Source organism: Parachryseolinea silvisoli, assembly GCF_021190955.1.
Classification (GTDB): domain Bacteria; phylum Bacteroidota; class Bacteroidia; order Cytophagales; family Cyclobacteriaceae; genus Ohtaekwangia; species Ohtaekwangia silvisoli.
This window is the reverse complement of sequence record NZ_JAIOAO010000005.1, coordinates 395636-411913: the sequence shown is the minus strand read 5'-3', so window position 1 is coordinate 411913 and position 16278 is coordinate 395636. Positions and strand designations below refer to the sequence as shown.

At 47.1% G+C, this 16278-nt stretch carries 16 protein-coding genes; 6 read left to right on the top strand and 10 right to left on the bottom strand.

Annotation, left to right across the window (positions count from 1 at the left end; translation table 11 throughout):
• The first annotated feature begins 86 nt into the window (after positions 1-86).
• Entirely contained in the window at positions 87-2543 is a 2457-nt protein-coding gene (locus K7P01_RS27030; protein WP_267297720.1) for a glucosidase family protein, read from the top strand.
• Positions 2544-2678: 135 nt separating this feature from the next.
• On the top strand, positions 2679-5738 hold the full coding sequence (locus tag K7P01_RS27025; RefSeq protein ID WP_267297719.1) for a glycosyl hydrolase: 3060 nt from the start codon (positions 2679-2681) through the stop codon (positions 5736-5738).
• Between the two features lie 6 nt (positions 5739-5744).
• On the opposite strand, the gene K7P01_RS27020 is transcribed toward K7P01_RS27025, so the two are convergent.
• The 3 genes from K7P01_RS27020 to msrB all read right to left on the bottom strand — a co-directional run bounded on the left by K7P01_RS27020 (position 5745) and on the right by msrB (position 8041).
• Entirely contained in the window at positions 5745-6743 is a 999-nt protein-coding gene (locus tag K7P01_RS27020; protein WP_267297718.1) for a BamA/TamA family outer membrane protein, read from the bottom strand.
• A gap of 88 nt (positions 6744-6831) precedes the next feature.
• Positions 6832-7419, bottom strand: a complete 588-nt coding sequence (locus tag K7P01_RS27015; protein WP_267297717.1) for a DUF308 domain-containing protein — start codon at positions 7417-7419, stop codon at positions 6832-6834.
• A 100-nt stretch (positions 7420-7519) separates the two neighbouring features.
• The gene (msrB, locus tag K7P01_RS27010; protein WP_267297716.1) at positions 7520-8041 is read right to left on the bottom strand and encodes a peptide-methionine (R)-S-oxide reductase MsrB; all 522 of its coding nucleotides are present in this window, start codon (positions 8039-8041) and stop codon (positions 7520-7522) included.
• A gap of 362 nt (positions 8042-8403) precedes the next feature.
• Between msrB and K7P01_RS27005 the strand changes: the two genes are divergently transcribed.
• The 4 genes from K7P01_RS27005 to K7P01_RS26990 all read left to right on the top strand — a co-directional run bounded on the left by K7P01_RS27005 (position 8404) and on the right by K7P01_RS26990 (position 11462).
• Positions 8404-9189, top strand: a complete 786-nt coding sequence (locus K7P01_RS27005) for an SDR family oxidoreductase (protein ID WP_267297715.1) — start codon at positions 8404-8406, stop codon at positions 9187-9189.
• Between the two features lie 13 nt (positions 9190-9202).
• A complete protein-coding gene (locus K7P01_RS27000) occupies positions 9203-9565 on the top strand; it encodes a hypothetical protein (protein WP_267297714.1) in 363 nt (120 codons plus the stop codon).
• A 44-nt stretch (positions 9566-9609) separates the two neighbouring features.
• Positions 9610-10518 carry a helix-turn-helix domain-containing protein gene (locus tag K7P01_RS26995; protein ID WP_267297713.1) on the top strand — a complete coding sequence of 303 codons (909 nt, stop codon included), beginning with the start codon at positions 9610-9612 and terminating at the stop codon, positions 10516-10518.
• A 176-nt stretch (positions 10519-10694) separates the two neighbouring features.
• Complete coding sequence (locus K7P01_RS26990; protein WP_267297712.1) at positions 10695-11462, top strand: SDR family NAD(P)-dependent oxidoreductase; 768 nt, start codon at positions 10695-10697, stop codon at positions 11460-11462.
• An 80-nt stretch (positions 11463-11542) separates the two neighbouring features.
• Here K7P01_RS26990 and K7P01_RS26985 read toward each other — a convergent pair whose 3' ends face one another.
• The 7 genes from K7P01_RS26985 to K7P01_RS32210 form a co-directional block, all read right to left on the bottom strand.
• On the bottom strand, positions 11543-12184 hold the full coding sequence (locus K7P01_RS26985; RefSeq protein WP_267297711.1) for an NAD(P)H-binding protein: 642 nt from the start codon (positions 12182-12184) through the stop codon (positions 11543-11545).
• Positions 12185-12263: 79 nt separating this feature from the next.
• Positions 12264-13079 (bottom strand): DJ-1/PfpI/YhbO family deglycase/protease, encoded by an 816-nt coding sequence (locus K7P01_RS26980; RefSeq protein ID WP_267297710.1) that lies wholly within the window; start codon positions 13077-13079, stop codon positions 12264-12266.
• 47 nt (positions 13080-13126) lie between these two features.
• Positions 13127-13912 (bottom strand): putative quinol monooxygenase, encoded by a 786-nt coding sequence (locus K7P01_RS26975; protein WP_267297709.1) that lies wholly within the window; start codon positions 13910-13912, stop codon positions 13127-13129.
• 89 nt (positions 13913-14001) lie between these two features.
• On the bottom strand, positions 14002-14811 hold the full coding sequence (locus tag K7P01_RS26970) for an alpha/beta fold hydrolase (protein WP_267297708.1): 810 nt from the start codon (positions 14809-14811) through the stop codon (positions 14002-14004).
• 58 nt (positions 14812-14869) lie between these two features.
• Positions 14870-15439, bottom strand: a complete 570-nt coding sequence (locus K7P01_RS26965; protein ID WP_267297707.1) for a carboxymuconolactone decarboxylase family protein — start codon at positions 15437-15439, stop codon at positions 14870-14872.
• Positions 15440-15443: 4 nt separating this feature from the next.
• Positions 15444-15938, bottom strand: coding sequence for a cupin domain-containing protein (locus K7P01_RS26960; RefSeq protein WP_267297706.1), 495 nt, complete (start codon positions 15936-15938; stop codon positions 15444-15446).
• 97 nt (positions 15939-16035) lie between these two features.
• The gene (locus K7P01_RS32210; protein ID WP_397311142.1) at positions 16036-16260 is read right to left on the bottom strand and encodes a 2TM domain-containing protein; all 225 of its coding nucleotides are present in this window, start codon (positions 16258-16260) and stop codon (positions 16036-16038) included.
• Between the last annotated feature and the right edge of the window lie 18 nt (positions 16261-16278).

Below are 16278 nucleotides of genomic sequence, written 5' to 3'. Positions count from 1 at the left end.
AAGCAATGGTCGTCATCACAAAACGGAATTTATTCACACGTCGTCTTATTTATCTGGTTATTTGTATTGGCTCAGTCAGTGAATGTTTGGCACAATCAAAAATCAACAACGATGCACGTGCAAAGAAGGTTGTTTTTGGCAACGAGAAGATTACCCTTACCCTTGACTATAACAAAAGAGCAAACGTATCACAGGCAATCGTCAATGGCCAGCAGGTCATACAGGGCGATGCGGGTATTTATTCCCTGATTCGAACAAAGGTCTCACAGTACACTACGTTGACGTTGCCGGCAGACCCCTCCCTTACGATAGCCGGTAATACTATTATACTGAAAGGAATATCGTATGGCGGCCAGGGTCTTGCCATAGAGGAAACCTGGACATTCACCATCAGCGCCAACGACATTCGGTTCGATATAGACCGGACCACCTCGAAAGCAGTTATAGCGGAAGATCTCGGGTCCCCTGTTTTTAGGTTCGATGCTATCAATACGTGGGAGGGCGCTTACCAGGACTATGGCGGGCTGGCTTGGTTCTATCTTTTCAACAAGAAGCGGGATACCTACGGCGTGCGTAGCAGCACATCCGAGTTTTGGAATAGCAAGACCGGCAACGGACTCACGGTTTCCGTATCCGCGCCAGGCAAACAGATCGCCATGGATTACAGCCGGGCGGTGGACGATAAGTTGGTGTACACAGTCGGAGTGTCGTCGACAGAAATGCAGCCGCGGTTTGATCCAGACACAAAAAGGAGAATGTATGTGCGCGACACAACCGATGTATGGGCGCCGGTGGAGATTGGTGCAGGGAAAAGCACACAGAGCATCACGCTATCATACTTTGATTTTAACAAGAAATTCGGCAGGGGTAAACTGGTCGGCATCGATCAGGAACAGGTCAGCGCCGTATTGAACACCATTGCCCGCATTGGTGTGATTGGAAAAAAACATTTTGGCGGCAATAGCTGGCATACGCCGTATGGCCCCATTTGCTTGCACGAGCAATACATTGCGCAAATGGGCCTCGGTATCAATGACGATAACTATTTAACCGGTTATAGAGAGTGTCTTGACTATTATCGCGATAATGCCATAAAGCCCGACGGGAGAGTGTGGCCGCGATGGGCATATTCCAATGAGGATGCTATGCCCCAGGGATATACAGACAAAGGCTTCTACGAGGCGCAGTGGGGATACCTGTTGGATTCCAACCCCGACTTTGTGATAAACGTAGCCGAATTGTATGATCAGAATGGTGACCTGCAGTGGGTGAAGACACATCAGCAATCCAGCGAAAAAGCATTGGACTGGATTGTGGGCCGCGACAGCGATGACAACGGGTTGGTAGAGATGATGACAGACAGCCATAAACAGAAAAGAGGGAGCGATTGGATCGATATTATCTGGGCGGCGTATGAAAACGCCTTCGTCAATGCCAAACTTTATCGGGCTCTTGTTTTGTGGGCGGGTGTTGAAAAACAATTGGGCAACACCGTAAAAGAAAAGTACTACATGGCGTTTGCGGAAAAGCTAAAGGCGAGCTTCAATAAACCCACCTCATCCGGAGGTTTCTGGGATGCTGAAAGGAATTGTTACATACACTGGCGGGATAAGGATGGCTCCATTCACGGTACGAACATGGTCACACCTGTAAATTTCATGGCTATTGCCTACGGTATTTGTGACGACCCAACGCGGATCAAAACGATACTGGACACTATAGAGGCGCAAATGCAAAAGGAGAATCTTTTCTTCTGGCCGATCTCCTTGTACAGCTATGCACCGGGCGAAGGCAACGACTGGCAATTTCCGTTTCCAAACTATGAGAATGGCGACATCTTCTTATCGTGGGGATCGGTCGCCGCCAGGGCCTATGCGTCGTATAAGCCTGAGATTGCCCTCAAGTATGTAAAAAGAGTATTGACGCAATATGCAAAAGACGGCTTGGCGTTTCAGCGCTATGGACGTGCCCAACAAGATGGGCGCGGAGACGATATTCTCTCGGGAAATGCTCTTTCGGTTGTTGGACTGTACCAGGCAATTTATGGAATCAACCCGCTTTACAACCGGTTCTATCTGGACCCACATACTACTCCGGACCTGGCCGGAACGCAGCTAAAATACAACTATCGTAATCAGCAACTGACCATTGATTTGGATGTGAACAGGTATGCCATATCGAATGGTCAGTTTAAGATAGTCTCCAACACAGACTTTGGTTTTTATAACACGGGTAATGAGGTGTCGTATTTTAAGGGTAATGCCGACAAGGCTTCCTTACAGCTGAAGGCGTCACCGAAGAATGACCTTACGCTGGATATTAAAAAATGCGAACCCAGCGAAGTGGTTTTTATCCAGTCGTCCCGGGTTGGAGGTTCTGGCGTATTAGTGTATCAGGTCAATTCGCTCAGGCAAAGCAGTTATTACACCGTACTGCAGAATAATAAAACGCTAAAACGGATCAAGAGCACGCCGGAAGGGACTTTGGTGTTTGAGTATAAAGCAGGCGACGCTCCAAATGAAATTACAATCATGTTGAAGTAAATCACGGTTACGTCGATGAAGATGTTAATGGGAGAATAAGTGCATATGATTTATAGAGCGACATTGTTAGCATGCGTGCTGTTTTTACTTTTTTACACAAATACTAAGGCCCAAAAGGACTTTTCGTTCACGGCCGTGCGGGCTGGATTTCGTACCGTGCCGGATAGCGTACAGTTGGGTGTTTATTGGTATTGGATCTCCGACAATATTTCCAAAGAGGGCGTCATCAAGGATCTCGATGCCATGAAAAAAGCCGGTATCAACCGGGCATTTATTGGCAGCAACATTGTGAATGAAGGCACTCCTTATGGAGCGCACAAAGTTTTTTCGGACGAATGGTGGAAGATCCTTCATGCAGCGTTAAAGAGAGCTACCGAATTGAATATTGAAATAGGCTTGTTCAACTGTCCGGGTTGGAGTCAGTCGGGCGGGCCCTGGATCAAACCGGCGCAGAGTATGCGTTACCTGGCATCGTCAGAAGTGGTGGTGGAGGGTCCTGCAAAAATCAATCAGGACCTGCCCGTGGTAGGCGCACATGCACAAGATGTGAAAGTGATTGCCTGGCGGCTTCCGGCGAACGGTGAAAGCTATCAGGCCAGCATTGCAAAAAGCGATACGCATGAACGAATATTTACTTTTGACGTGAGCGGGAAAAATCCCATGCGCAGTTTGGTGCTCCGTGTAGATGCACCCACCGTAAATGCTGCAGATGTGTATTATAAAGATGGTCAGGAATACAAATTGCTTACACACATTACCATCAATCGGAGCAATACGGCCTTAAACGTAGGATTCGATCCGCTGGCACCCATTGTTATTTCCCTGCCGGAGGTCAAAACAACAAACTATCGCCTCGTTGTTGTGGATCCGGTGAGCGCCACCATCGATGTTCGGTTGTCCTCCCAGCCGGTGGTGGAGCGCTATCCGGAGAAAACACTGGCGAAGATGTTTCAATCGCCGCTACCGTTGTGGAAGGATTACCTGTGGGGCAAACCGGCGAAGGTTTCCGATCCTTCTCTGGTGGTTGCAGCAGACAAGGTAGTTGACATCACCTCCAGGTTCAAAAACGGAAAACTGGAATGGGATGTACCTGCTGGTAAATGGAAGATTTTGCGCACGGCGATGCTTACTACCCAGGTCACAAATGCTCCGGCATCACCCGAAGCAACAGGCTTAGAGGTGGATAAGATGAGTAAGAAACACGCGGCCTACCATTTTGATGCATTCATCGGCGAGATACTGCGCAGGGTGCCTGCCGAAGATCGAAGATCCTTCAAGCTGATTGTAGAAGATAGCTATGAAACCGGGGGCCAGAACTGGACGGACGATATGGCAGACCGTTTCAAACAGGTATATGGTTATGACCCTACTCCGTACTTACCTGTGTTGAGCGGAACAGTGGTGGGCAGCCCTGATATCTCCGATCGTTTTCTTTGGGACTTACGTAGATTGATTGCGGACCGCGTGGCATACGATTATGTTGGCGGCCTGCGTGAAGTAGCGCATAAACATGGTCTCAGGACCTGGCTGGAGAACTATGGGCACTGGGGATTCCCGGGGGAATTTTTGCAATACGGCGGACAGTCGGATGAGATCAGCGGGGAGTTCTGGAGTGAAGGTGCGTTGGGCGACATCGAAAACAAAGCAGCCTCCTCCAGCGGGCATATTTATGGCAAGCGTAAAATTTGGGCGGAGTCTTTTACTGCTGCGGGAAGAACTTTTGGAAGAACTCCGTACATGATGAAACAACGTGGTGACCGTTTTTTTACCGAAGGCATCAACAGCACATTGTTACATGTGTATGTACATCAACCGTATGAAGACCGGTGGCCTGGAATGAACGCATGGTTTGGAAATGAGTTCAACCGTAAGAATACGTGGTTTGAGCAGTTTGATGTTTTTGCGGCATACCTCAAACGTACTAATTTCATGCTTCAGCAGGGGAGATATAGTGCCGATGTGGCCTATTTCATCGGTGAGGATGCGCCTAAGATGACAGGCGTGTGCGATCCTGTTTTGCCAAAAGGATATTCGTTTGATTATATCAACGGCGAAGTATTGCTCAATCAGGCATCTGTAAAAGAGGGAAAACTTTTGCTCCGCAGTGGAATGCAATACAACGTACTGATCTTACCTAAACTTAATACCATGCGTCCCGTACTGGTGAATAAAATTAAAGATATGGTCCGGCAAGGGCTGGTTGTTCTGGGACCCGCCCCACAATATTCGCCCAGCCTCGTAAACTATCCGCACGCCGATCGAGAAGTAAAGAAGCTGTCGGACGCGCTATGGAAGAATGTCGCTCCCAAAGGCTATCAGAAGCTCGGTAAGGGCTACGTGTTCGGCGAGGAGGCAACGCTGGAAAGTGTTTTCAGTGTACTGTCTGTTTTGCCGGATTGCAACGTCGACAATAACGCATTGGATGTGCGGTTCATTCATCGCACGGTAAGCGACTATGATGTCTATTACATCTCCAATCAGCAGGAAAGAAAAGTAACATTCAACGCCACATTCCGCGTGGTGAACGGAAATCCGGAAGTATGGGATGCGCTCACCGGTGAAATGCGTGTATTGCCTGAATATACCCGCGACGGGAGAACGACAACCGTTCCGCTGGAGCTTGAGCCGTTCGGAAGCGCATTCATTGTGTTTAGCGGAGCAAAAGTCGAATCGAAAAAAGGTGATCGGAATTTTCCCGCCGGTCGCGTAATCAGTACGGTGACATCGCCCTGGGAAGTAACGTTCAAAGGATTATCGGCGCCGGAAGGCACTGTTCGTTTTGATAGTCTCTATGACTGGAGAAATTCTTCGGATGCGGCGATCAAATATTTTTCCGGAACCGCAACCTATACGACCATTCTCCAAATTTCCGCTGTACCGCAGCAACAAACGTACATTGACCTCGGTCATGTCATGGCGCTGGGTAAGGTGTATGTGAACGACCACTATGCAGGTGGCGTGTGGACATATCCGTACCGGCTGAATATTTCTGCGTTTTTGAAGCAGGGAGAGAATAAATTGAAAGTAGAAGTCGTCAACAATTGGATGAACCGGTTGATTGGTGATCAACAGTTGCCCGAAAAAGAACGGAAAACCTGGGCAGTTTTTAATCCGTATACAGCTTCTTCCGAGTTGCAGGCATCAGGGTTGTTAGGTCCTGTTACCATTCAAACGTACGATTACCGGGTTCATTAAAATATATCAAAACGGCAACAGTGAGATCCGAAGCTCGCCATAAGGCGAAGCCTTGTTTGTATTCTTCACGAACGCATCATGGTACTGATCCGCTTTTGCAATGAAGGCGGCCGAAGCGATCGTATTGATACCACCGCTGATGCCCAACATCAGGAATTTTCCGAAGAGATATTCAACTCCCGGCCCGCTTTTAAACTCAATGGTATTATAGCTAAAATGCTCAGGCAGTGACGGGTTGTTCGGTCGATAAAACGACGTGAAGGTATTGGCTGTACTTCCAACATAGATCCAGGCATTTTTTGATACGGGCTGCTTCAATGTCACGCTTTGTGGCAAATCGAGTATCAGGTGTAACCCGGTGTTGGTCAATCGCCGGTAATAGTTAACAAGGGGTAGTACCGGAAACGGAGCAGAAGGATCGATCTGGACCAATGCCCCCAAAGAAAGAGAAACATCCGCCGTATGCTTTAATGGAAAGACTATACTGCCATTAAAGTTGAATCGTTTTACGCTTTTCAAATTATCGGAGATGGCGGTGAAGACAGCAGAGTATACTACTGGTGTATGGAAAATGGCATCGGTTCTCGAAAAGTTGAGCGATAAGCCAAGTGTGCTTTCGTTGAAATCACCATTGCTCACCGGCGTTCCAGGTAACGGATTATTCACCTCGCTTACGTTAAAAAACTGTTGATTATGGTAAATCGTGGCGCTGATCACGTTGCCGTTCCACTGGGTTATGGGTATCGCGAAAAAGGAACTGATACGTGCGTTCTGGCTTTTGCCGCTGGCAAAAGACTTTTCATGTAAGTCTGAGTCGAAAGTCCCAGAACCAAAAATACTGGCAGTGATCGAGACCTGACGGAGAGAGGGGTAACGAATAGCCAGTTCCTGAGCTTCTTCCCGCATTGTGTCAGCCGGAGGAAGGCTGGACATATTGAACATATTTTGTGCATAGGCGCAGGCGCTGCTTAACAGCATGACGACTACTATAATTTTAAATTTCATAGATAGTAAAGGATGAATTGATCCGGTGCGATAGCAGGAACATTAAAAAATGCCGGCCGCCGGCATAGTTCATTCGTAAGCAGCGTTATTATGAAGCCTGCGAGGCCTTAATCGTTTTTGAAAGCCGGATACCCGAAAGGACAAAGTAAAAAGCGCCGAACGCTGCATAGCCAACCAGGCTACTGATACCCATTGTAGGTGCGTGGGCTAGTGCGATAAAGGATATACCGGCGATAGTCGATTGTCCTCCACTGATGATCATGGGCCATTGTCCGCCAAGCGCCTTGCGGCGTGTCAACCCTAATATAAGTTGGATAACGCCGGTTATGATTGCCCATGCGCCAAATACCATTAACGCGGTGGGTACACCTGCTTTCAGTGCCAGGGCAACAGCTACGGTCGTGCCAACGCTGATGGCCAGGTTAATGAACTGCGGTGTTTTGGGTACTGAAGGAGGAGTAGCCCTGATGTCAAACCAGGTAGCAAGAGCGTCCCAGGCCGGATAAAGAATGAATAGCACATCGGCCAGTGCTGCATTTGTTTTGCCAGCCGTTGTCATTACGATCACCCACAGTATCGAAAAGCCGGCACGCACGAAATAAAGTGTCCGAAGGCCCCTTGCCGTCTGTACAAATTGAGCGGTCTCTATCGTATTTAATTCATTCGTCGTGTTCATGATCTGATGATTTTGATTGTTGGGGCAAAGTTCCCGATTTCCACGTTGTCTGATTTTCACTTAAGTTAAAATTGCTGGAAAATGTTACGCCGGCTTGGCCTCAATGCTTTTTGCCATCCGGCTCAAAGTCCAGTGAAATGGAATTCATACAAAACCGTTTATGGGTAGGCGGTGGCCCGTCGTCAAAGATGTGACCGAGGTGGGAATCACAACGGCCGCATAACACCTCCGTTCGCAGCATCCCCTCTGAATCATCCGATTGATAGCGAACGGCTGTTATCCGGCCTGGCTCGTAGAAGCTGGGCCAGCCACAGGTACTGGCAAACTTGCTATCAGACCGGAACAACAGGTTGCCACAGACGGCACAATAGTAGGTGCCCCGGGTTGTGCTCTTCCAATATTGTCCGGTAAACGGGCGCTCTGTATCCTTTTCCCGTGCAACAGCATACAGATCGGCGGAAAGCACCTTTTTCCACTCTGTATTGCTTACCTGCAACCGGGTCGTATCTGTAGTTGAATACCACGGATTGTTCTCGTGACCACGGACTGATTTTTCATTTTGGGCGAAGCCGTTTAATGCGATCAGCAGCAATGTCGTGGTATATAGAATAGCTTTATTCATGGTTTAATAATTTTTAAAAGAAATGACACTTGATTTATCGCATCAAAGGTCTGTGCAATCCTCACGCTAAATTTTCACTTAAGTGAAAATCGATGCGTTTTGGTAGTGAAATATGTGTTGCCGGCGCATAAATACGACGAACAAATTAGGCTACAACAAAAGTAGATTCGGCTAAGTCCGCTGCCTGGATACATTCCAACTTTGTACAACAAAAACACAAAGATGGGAATTCGTAAAAAGGCACCACGATATAACACGTACACCAATCTTAAGCATGTTCGGTGTTTTAGCAGCCGCCCAGTCATTGGAAACTTAAAGGGTAGAATTTTTGCAACGGACATTCATAAATAATTCTAAAAGAAATGGAATTAAAAAACAGCACAATCCTGATAACCGGCGGAACAAGCGGAATTGGTTTAGAGTTTGTAAAACAACTCATTGACCATGGGGCGAACATCGTTATTACAGGTAGAGATATTTTCAAGCTGGAACAGGCAAAAAAGCAATTTCCGAAAATTCAGATCTTTCAAAGCGATGTAAGCGAACCGAATGACATTGAACAACTTTATGCGCAAGTCACAGAGGCGTTTCCCAATTTAAACATGATCATTAACAACGCAGGACAAATGCGTCTAATAGACTTGCGGGACGCCGAACTGAGCTTGGAAAATATTACCTGTGAAATCAATGCCAATCTTTCAGGTACAATCCAAATGGTGCATCGGTTTTTGCCACATTTGTTAAAAGCCAAATCAGCTGCGATTGTAAATGTTTCATCCGCTATTGCTTTTATGCCCTATTCTTCGGCGCCTGTCTACAGTGCTTCAAAATCAGGAGTTCACGCTTATACAAAAGCGTTGCGTCTGCAACTTGAGAAGACAAATGTAAAAGTATTTGAAGTGATACCGCCCGGCGTTAATACGAATCTCCAAAATGACTGGGTGTTAAAACCTAACCCAGGCCAGATGATGGATGTAGATAGGATGGTAAGCGCTGCTATTAAAGGCCTTTTGAAAGACAAATTGGAAATCAAACCGGGCTTAACGGCTATTGTAAAATTCGTAAGCAGAATTGCACCTGAATTCATTATGAATGTAGGCCATAGAGAATTTGAGAAATTTAAAAACTTGAATAGTCAAAAAAGTTAATAATTGGAATAGAATGAAAATCATAAGCATTGCACTTCTGTTGATTTCAGCATTCCTAAGCTTCAGGCACGGTTGGGATGCTTTTCGCCCTCTCAAGCCCGAACAGGCAAAAATGATGACCGAATTAGGGATCACCAAAACCATGGTGCCATACTTCGGGGCGTTGTCAATCACGATCGGATTGATGTTGTTTTTTCCACAAACGTTTTTGCTCAGCAATATGCTTCACGCGATCATTATTTTGATAATCATGGCATTGTCGTTAAGCGCGGGAAATGTAAGAATGGCGTTGATAGAAATCCCCTTCCTCGCTATGCCATTGGTATTGATTTGGCTAAAACACCCATTCCCATATCTTCTCGGACATAAAGGATAATTGTTTTTGGCTGAAAAAACGTTCAATTTTAATGACGAAAACGAATGGCAAATACAAAACCATACAGAATACAATCCATCGCGGAAATACACCGGTTGATGGAGCTTCCAAAGCCACATCATCCGCTTATCGGTATCATTGATCTTAAAGGATTGAAAAATGATCCGAATATCAAGGCCGTTACGTTCGACCTTTATGTTGTATCGATGAAGAGAGGCTGCGACAATCTTTTTTACGGCCAACAGAAATATGATTTTGACGAAGGACTGATGGCTTTTATGTCGCCTGGACAGATTTTGCGCGGGGAGGAAAACGGAGTGCCTGACAACCTCGAAGGATGGATGCTATTCATCCATCCCGATTTTTTGTGGGATACAACCCTTGCAAAGAAGATTAAACAGTACGAGTATTTTCATTATTCTACAAACGAAGCGTTATTCCTTTCGGATAAAGAAGAGGCTGTCATGAATGAGATCATTGAGAATATTAAGCATGAATACCACTCAAACATTGATAGCTTTAGTCAGAACATCATCATTGCTCATTTGGAAACCTTACTGAGCTATGCCGAACGTTTTTATAATCGTCAGTTCATCACTCGGAAAAAATCAAATCACCAAATTCTCAATCGTTTGGAAGAACTGCTTTCGGACTATTTCAATAGTGATGATTTGGTAACAAAGGGATTGCCATCTGTTCAATACATTGCAGACACATTAAATGTTTCATCAAGCTATTTAAGCAACTTGCTAAAATCGTTAACAGGACAAAGTACGCAACAACACATCCATGACAAACTGATGGAGAAGGCGAAAGAGAAACTTTCAACGACAGATTTTTCGGTCAGTGAAATAGCCTATCAATTAGGATTTGAACATCCCCAATCGTTTAGTAAATTCTTCAAGACTAAGACCAATCTTTCACCTTTGGAATTCAGGCAATCTTTTAATTAACGGAGGAGCGGGCTTATCCAGGCCGATGGATGGGTGAAAACATCGATGCCAGATGTCGGTAGACAATACGCATTTGATACAAGTGTCTGTGACATTTATCACGTAATTTTTGTATCAAATGTCCTCGCCATGTTGACACAGATGGCCCCACCTTTGGGTCGGAAAAAAATTAGACTATGAAGTTAAAAGGTAAAGTTGCTGTCGTTACCGGGGGTAACAGCGGCATAGGTTTCGGTATCGCCGAAGCATTTGCAAGCGAAGGTGCCGTTGGTGCAATCGTGGGAAGAACACAGGAAACGCTGGATAGCTCGGTTGCTCAGTTAGGCGAGCGCTTTGTAGGAATTCGTGCCGATGTAACCAAACAAGATGATCTGGAGCGGGTTTTTAACGAGACCACAAAAAAGTTTGGCAAGATTGATATCGTAGTAGCGAATGCCGGAGGTGCGGCAACAGGCGCTCAGTTGGGTTCCGTTGCAGTCATTGGAGAGTCGGACTATGACAAGACGATGGACCTTAACCTGAAGAGTGTTTACTTCACTGTTCATAGAGCATTACCGTACATGAAAGATGGTGGTTCGATAATCCTGATCGGGTCAAATGCCGGGCATCGTGCATACCCCTCGTTATCACTTTATGGAGCTGCTAAGGCTGCGGTCATTGCTTTTGCAAGGGGGTTTTCATTGGATTTGCTCGATCGGCGCATCCGGGTAAATGTCCTGTCTCCCGGCACAGTCGAAACACCGGTTTTTGGGAAATTTATACCCAGGGAAGAGGTGGAGCGAGTCAAGAAATGGTGGGTCGATGGAATCCCTGTCGGTCGCATCGGCCAGCCTTCGGATATTGGAAAGACAGCAGTTTTTCTGGCTTCGGACGATTCGGCATTTATGCTGGGCTCTGAAATCCTCACTGACGGCGGCGTAACCAACATGACACCCGCTAAATGAAGGCGGAATGAACGCTGGCATTTAAAAGCCCTGTTACGCAAAGTGTAATGGGCTTTTAAATGCCAGTTAGCCTGATCGCATCAACTAAAATCACGGATTTTGTCAAGCATGATGATGTGTAGTCCTGGAGAGAGAATTTTGGGAGCTTTTGCCATTTTTTCAGCGAGCAACGATGTGGGTAGTGGCATGAATTTTCTGAATAGACCCAGCCCGTTCAGAAGGGTTAGAAGCAGTGCGCTTAACCGCTCGCCCGATCGGTCGGTATTCTTTCGCAATAGCATGGCAGGCTTGAATATAATGTATTGATTAAATGCAAGGCTCTCAATTTGATCTTCCAATTTACCCTTCACCTTGGAATAAAATAGAGGGCTGGAAGCTTTCGCTCCATACGCGGACAATAATACGGCACTATAAACGCCGTTTCGTCTGGCAACCTCAGCAAACTTAAACGGTATCTCAAAATCGATATGCCACTGTCTGTCTCGGGAGCCGGCTGTCTTCAGCGTTGTTCCCAGACATGAAAACCAAACATCTCCATGGACAAATGGTGATACCGCTTCCAGGTTGTCGAAATCAGTGAGTATCTCCGTAAGTTTGGAGTGACTTCGCTGGGTGGCAGCACGAACAAATATCACAACGGCTGTGTAGTCCACGTCAAGTAGTAAGATATCAACCAGGTTTTTACCCGTTGCACCGGTGGCGCCGATAACTAAGGCTTTCATGTCCTATAAGTTTAATGCGTTGATGTTCTCTATCCCAGGCAGTCTTCGGCGTCATCCGATGTGGGTTTTGTCCTTAGGCTTAGTGCTTGGTCAGCCAGTTTTCAACTGCCCTCGAAAAATCAGCGACATCTATGGGATGGCGGCTGGTGATGAGGTTTCCATCGATCACTACAGGTTCTTCCAGCACCGTACCGCCTGCATTCTTCAAATCAACCTGGATATTCCAGTAACCCGTAAGTTTTTTCCCTTTAAGGATATCAGCGGAGGCCAGCACAACAGGCGCGTGGCAGATCGCGGCAATTAACTTTCCCGACTTGTTGAAATCCTGGATGAAACGGATTACGTCTTTGTCGAATCGTAAGTTATCCGGATTCCAGGCGCCACCAGGGATGAAAACTGCATCGTAATCACTGACCTTGATCTGGTCCGCGGTTCGGTCGAACTTAATCCAGCCTACAGGTTGTAAGTATTGAATGGCCATAATATGTGTCTTTGCCATTTCAGGTGTGCTAAGCCCGTATCTCTCAGGAGCCGGATTGAATTTGGGGGCAACGACTTCCACCTGGGCGCCCAGTTCCCTGAAGTACCATACCGGTCCCGATAGTTCTATCTCTTCGAAACCATCAGCGGCCAGTACAGCGATCTTCTTGCCTTTTAACACGGATCTATTCACTACAGGAGTAAAAAAGAATGCTCTCAACGCCTCATTTCCGGGAGCATTAAGCAACTGCGATACCGGCATATTGACAACCGCAGAGGGAGAAGTCAATTGATTCAGTACTTCCAGTTCATGTGATTTGATTTGGCCGGTGGCTACTTTAACCTGGGCCAGCGTGTTAGAGACAGCATGCATAACGATAATACCTGTTATAATAAATTGATTTATTGTTTTCATATGTTTCGTTCTTATTGTTGCAAGTAATGATGGTTGAGACAATAATGTTATTTCCGGATAAGGGGCGCGAATTCGATAAGCCTGTGAAGGCCGCTCTGAAAGGGTTGCTTTTTTATGCTGGTGTTAAGGTAGTCGATCACAGGCTGTATCGGTGGAAATTTCAGGTGGTACTGAAAGGCATCTTCACTCCTGAATTTTTCATACGTAACAAACTGCGTGCTATCGGCTTCCAACTGTGAAAGCTGATAGGTGACAACACCCGGCTCACCGCGAAATTGTGGCATGGCCGTGTGATAGACCGTCTTAAAATTGTGCTCAGTTCCTGCTTTGGCATCCACAAACAGCATAATGGTAATCGGATCATCTGTTTTTTTGACGACACTACGCCACTGCTGTTTAGCGATCGGTTCCAGGTCTTTTACATCGATTCTTTCTGCTGGTTTTGACAGCGCGGTTTTCGCCAACGACTCGATGGCTTTGAAGGACGGGCTCGTGCAGGCCTTCTCCAGCTCAATTTTACTGTCCCATCTTTCGATGATCCACAACACTGATGGATCTTCCTGCTCATAATATGCTTCCGATAGAACGTTGCTGTCCTGGCCCAGGGAACGCACTACATAATCACTCACAACTTTGCGGAATGCAGTCTGGTGGTCCGGTTTAACGTCATACCGGGTTAGCCTCACCACGAAGTCATTGTTGTTAGCGTGATCCCGTATAGATCCTCCCACGGCAGCGTCGTCGGAATGTTGTGCTTTCAGGTTCGACGAGCACAGCAGGAATAGCATCGTTAAAATAATCGCCGTGTGTTTTCTTGAAAATGATATTGGCATGCTTGTTTCCATGTTGCGTAAAATGATCCTTCCGAGTTACCGGGTGTACAATCAACCGATTGCCGTCCTTCTCAATCCGGCCACAAATGTTATCGCGCAATCTTGAGCAATAGATCTGACACATCGTGCGGTTTGGACAGAAAAGGCGAGTGACTGGTTTTGAGCTGATAGACGGTTTTTATACCTGCCACCGTGATCATCCGGTCTTGAAGGCCCGGTGAGATCACAACGTCATTAAGCGTCTTGATATAGACCTTACTGACGGTGCCGAAATGATTATCCGTCAGACTAACTTTGTTGGAGAACGGAATGGCGGGTTCCGGGCGATAATTTTCGATTACCCTTTTTTTGTCGGTCGGTGAACCATCGCTTACAAAAAGATCGGTTACCTTGTTATTCAAAACGTCAAGCGTTAATTTATCGGCCGAGGGAACCAACGCGGGGCCTAGCTGGGAATCAGGATCCGAATAAGCCAGGTCTGTTAGCGCCTGTCCGGAAGCCGGAAGGAACGCGGCGATATAAACCAGTTTGCGGATTCTTGTGGGAATCTTTTCTGCCACATTTGTCACAACCATTCCCCCCATGCTGTGTCCCACCAGTATCACGTTGCCTTTCGTTTCTGAAACGGCCTCGATAACCTTATTACTATAAACATCGAGGGTCAGGCTCTGAGGCGGCGTGTTGTCATCGCCATGACCCGGCAATTGAACGATGATCACCTGGTTACCCTTATTGACAAGGTCGGTGCGCACAGCATCCCACACATAAGGCGCTTGCCACGCGCCGTGCACCAGCACATACGTGTTTGTAGCGGCAGTGTTGTCCTCATCTCCCGTATACGTTGCAAATGCAGATAATATAAATGCTGTCGATAACAGCGCTAAGATTGTCTTTTCCATTTTTTTAAGTTTTTGTTTTTCATAAACGTCTTGGTAAAACTCTGTTGCCGATGGATGATTATCGGATCGTGTCGGGGGCCGGCATATCGAAACCGTTCAAGATCATAGCAAGAAAACTATAGCCGCCAATCAGGAAGAAAAGCTCGGCCACACCCTCACGCCCGAGCAGGTGTACAGCCCATTGATAGGTTGCGTCGGGAACAACGCGTCCCCTTGCCAGCGCCATGGCGATGTCATGGGCAACGGTTTCCTGTTCGTTCAATCCATGAGGCTTTCCCCCTGCGGCCAGCGTTGCGATAGCACTGGCGGGAAGGCCGAACGCCATAGCCATGATCTCATGTGCATATAGCTCGAAGCGCGCACCAAACGCTGCCCCAATCGTGAGAATGGCTACTTCACGTACTCGTTTTTCAAGTGTCGCGTGAATGTCCAGCGTACGTATAAAGCTTAACGCCGGGACGCCAAACTTCGGATAATGTAACATCGGCGGAAATGGCCCAAGCAATGCTCCTTGCTCGTCGATCATGGTTACCTGGCTTTGACTCCGGCCAATGAGATTGGCTATCTCGTCATGCACGTGACGGACGTCTACACCAAGCGTATCGGGTGGTAATGGTTCGAGGCGCATAGCTTTATTTTTTTTCCGGTGCAATTTCATCAGAGAACCTGCCGTCGATCAGGACAAATGCCATACGGCAGATCTTTCCCGACCGGTTAGCCCAGGCATGGTTCGTACCGTTTTGAATAATGACGTCGCCGGCCTGGAGGGAGGTCTCACCGCGATCGAGAACCATCGTTATTTCGCCTTCGAGCACGATGCCGTAATCCACGGTTTGCGTGCGATGCATTAATGGATGAGGGGCGCCAGCCTGTGAAGTTGAAGCGCTTTCGCTCCCCATGGATTTGAATTTAGCCTGGGCATCTGCCCCCGTAAGTTGTCGTATCTCATCGCCTTCCGGAGGGAATTCGATAACCCGTATCCGGGTCCCATTTCCCGGTGGTGCCAGCACCAGACCATCTTCGTCTGAGGAGCCGGGCTGTGCCGTGATCAAAGCAGGTGTTTCTGCCGTGTGCCATACTTCAAAGAGAGTAGGACCACCGGGCCCGCCTATAAGCCGCGTAGTCATAGGTGGCAGGTTGGGAATAATAATGGCCTTCCTATCGGCGTCGTGGCCTGTCACGATGCGCTTGAATGTCCTTGGCTGTTCGTTCATGCGACGGGTATTAATTGTCTGCTGATTTTCGGAAAACAAATGCGCCCAGGTAATGAAAGAGTATACCGATTGCCCATGCTGGCGTTGACCAGAGAGGCCACGGATAAGTTCTGTCGGTCAGGTACCAGACAAGCCACAGGACCGGTGTTACAAGCAGAAAAACAAGAAGATGAATTCGGAAGCCCGCCTTCAAATTCACTTTTGTGGTGGCAGGCCAGTTGGATTGATGTGTCATATAGATTTAGATTTGAAT